Annotated in this window: 2 tRNA genes and 2 rRNA genes (1 of these 4 cut by a window edge); all 4 read right to left on the reverse strand. The window is 55.0% G+C overall.

Annotation, left to right across the window (positions count from 1 at the left end):
* Positions 1–735: ribosomal RNA gene (locus MGN01_RS22970) — 23S ribosomal RNA — on the reverse strand (it extends 2,073 nt beyond the left edge of the window).
* Positions 736–1,030: 295 nt separating this feature from the next.
* Positions 1,031–1,106: transfer RNA gene (locus MGN01_RS22975), tRNA-Ala, on the reverse strand.
* Between the two features lie 7 nt (positions 1,107–1,113).
* Positions 1,114–1,190 (reverse strand) — tRNA-Ile (locus tag MGN01_RS22980).
* A gap of 168 nt (positions 1,191–1,358) precedes the next feature.
* Positions 1,359–2,841 (reverse strand): 16S ribosomal RNA (locus MGN01_RS22985).
* The 16S and 23S rRNA genes sit together here with 2 tRNA genes alongside, the layout of an rRNA operon.
* Positions 2,842–3,188: the final 347 nt, after the last annotated feature.

Genomic DNA, 3,188 nt, shown 5'->3' on the forward strand with positions numbered 1-3,188 from the left:
TAGATCACTCGGTTTCGGGTCTAAAGCCACGAACTGAACGCCCTGTTCAGACTCGCTTTCGCTACGCCTACACCTACCGGCTTAAGCTTGCTCGTAACTTTAAGTCGCTGACCCATTATACAAAAGGTACGCAGTCACCCAGGACGAACCTTGGGCTCCTACTGTTTGTAAGCATTCGGTTTCAGGTGCTGTTTCACTCCCCTCGTCGGGGTGCTTTTCACCTTTCCCTCACGGTACTGGTTCACTATCGGTCGCTGAGGAGTACTTAGGCTTGGAGGGTGGTCCCCCCATGTTCAGACAGGATTTCACGTGTCCCGCCCTACTCGAATCTTGAGCTTCACCCGACCCGTACGGGGCTGTCACCCATCGCGCCGGCCTTTCCAGACCGTTCCGGTAAATTAAGCTCAAGCATTGGCCTGATCCGCGTTCGCTCGCCACTACTGACGGAGTCTCGTTGATGTCCTTTCCTCCGGGTACTGAGATGTTTCAGTTCCCCGGGTTCGCTTCAAACCCCTATTTTATTCAGGGCATGATACCTTCATCTGACCAATCGTAGTGAGCGCTCAAACCATAAGTCTGAACACACAATACGAAAGGTCGAAGGTGGGTTTCCCCATTCGGAAATTCCTGGATCAAAGCTCGTTCGCAGCTCCCCAAGACTTATCGCAGCGTACCACGTCCTTCATCGCCTCTCAGCGCCAAGGCATCCACCGAATGCTCTTAAGGCACTTGATCGCTCTCATGATCGATGTCCGCAAACGAACTTGCTACAAGAGCAAGACGATCGCAGCCACGGTCACGATAAAGACCGGTGATACCGGGCCTTTCAGCCCCATATCACCATGCTTGCCGAACATGACCTCAATGGACCCGGCTCTCGCCGGCCCAAACGGCCACATTCCCTCTTCACGATGTTCGTTGGTCTTGCCGAAGGCGATCTCACGACCTGCCAGCGGCAAACTTGAACTCTCTCTATCCGGATTGTCCTGACCACGTTCTAGAGTGCGCTCAGCGCAAACTCTCAAAACAATGGTGGAGCTGGACGGGATCGAACCGACGACCTGATGCTTGCAAAGCAACTGCTCTCCCAGCTGAGCTACAGCCCCTAAAGGATGGTGGGCCTGGGACGACTCGAACGTCCGACCTCACCCTTATCAGGGGTGCGCTCTAACCACCTGAGCTACAGGCCCGAAGCCGGTCGCTCCAATCGGCCCCAAGCCGCAGGCGATCCCGCTAATGTCCGGATGAGAAAGAGAAACGAGGACGGCTCTTAATGTCCCGCCAATGAAGTCCTGACTGGACTTCTGATATTCCAATGACGCGGCGAGAGAAGCGAACTTCTGAAGCTGCATCCTTAGAAAGGAGGTGATCCAGCCGCAGGTTCCCCTACGGCTACCTTGTTACGACTTCACCCCAGTCGCTGACCCTACCGTGGTCGCCTGCCCCCTTGCGGTTGGCGCAGCGCCGTCGGGTAAGACCAACTCCCATGGTGTGACGGGCGGTGTGTACAAGGCCCGGGAACGTATTCACCGTGGCATGCTGATCCACGATTACTAGCGATTCCGCCTTCATGCACTCGAGTTGCAGAGTGCAATCCGAACTGAGACGGTTTTTTGGGATTAGCTAAACCTCGCGGTCTCGCATCCCTCTGTCACCGCCATTGTAGCACGTGTGTAGCCCATCCCGTAAGGGCCATGAGGACTTGACGTCATCCACACCTTCCTCGCGGCTTATCACCGGCAGTCTCCCTAGAGTGCCCAACTGAATGATGGCAACTAAGGACGTGGGTTGCGCTCGTTGCGGGACTTAACCCAACATCTCACGACACGAGCTGACGACAGCCATGCAGCACCTGTGTGCACGCCTCCGAAGAGGACCCCAAATCTCTCTGGGTAACATGCCATGTCAAGGGATGGTAAGGTTCTGCGCGTTGCTTCGAATTAAACCACATGCTCCACCGCTTGTGCGGGCCCCCGTCAATTCCTTTGAGTTTTAATCTTGCGACCGTACTCCCCAGGCGGAATGCTCAAAGCGTTAGCTGCGCCACTGAAAAGCAAGCTTTCCAACGGCTGGCATTCATCGTTTACGGCGTGGACTACCAGGGTATCTAATCCTGTTTGCTCCCCACGCTTTCGCGCCTCAGCGTCAGTAATGGTCCAGTTGGCCGCCTTCGCCACCGGTGTTCTTGCGAATATCTACGAATTTCACCTCTACACTCGCAGTTCCACCAACCTCTACCATACTCAAGCTATCCAGTATCGAAGGCAATTCTGTGGTTGAGCCACAGGCTTTCACCCCCGACTTAAATAGCCGCCTACGCGCCCTTTACGCCCAGTGATTCCGAGCAACGCTAGCCCCCTTCGTATTACCGCGGCTGCTGGCACGAAGTTAGCCGGGGCTTATTCTTCCGGTACCGTCATTATCGTCCCGGACAAAAGAGCTTTACAACCCTAAGGCCTTCATCACTCACGCGGCATGGCTGGATCAGGCTTGCGCCCATTGTCCAATATTCCCCACTGCTGCCTCCCGTAGGAGTTTGGGCCGTGTCTCAGTCCCAATGTGGCTGATCATCCTCTCAGACCAGCTACTGATCGTCGCCTTGGTAGGCCATTACCCCACCAACTAGCTAATCAGACGCGGGCCGATCCTTCGGCAGTAAACCTTTCCCCAAAAGGGCGTATCCGGTATTAGCTCTAGTTTCCCAGAGTTATTCCGAACCAAAGGGTACGTTCCCACGTGTTACTCACCCGTCTGCCACTGACACCGAAGTGCCCGTTCGACTTGCATGTGTTAAGCCTGCCGCCAGCGTTCGCTCTGAGCCAGGATCAAACTCTCAAGTTGAAGAGATCTGATCCAAGCTGATCACTTAATGTAACGGAGTGCTCACATCCGATCCCCGCGTTTCCACAGGGCCGGCGAGCTTTCCGAAACGTGTCAGCTTACATGTCTCACGATCCAGCCGAAGCCAGATCCGCAAGGACACCAAAGCCGCCCACGCTTCTCTTTCTCAAAACCAACTTGTCAAAGAACAAGAAAGATCAAACAGGCCGAAACCCAAGATCTTCTCTCAAACCCCCCAGATCAAAACCAGATCAACCGGCCCGATCCGAAGTGGAGGCGCCGTATAAGGCGGCCCCGAAACCCTGTCAACCGAAGAATTCAAGAAGCGAACCCTTCCGTGGCTGACC

The sequence above is a fragment of the Methylobacterium gnaphalii genome (assembly GCF_007992215.1).
GTDB lineage: Bacteria > Pseudomonadota > Alphaproteobacteria > Rhizobiales > Beijerinckiaceae > Methylobacterium > Methylobacterium gnaphalii.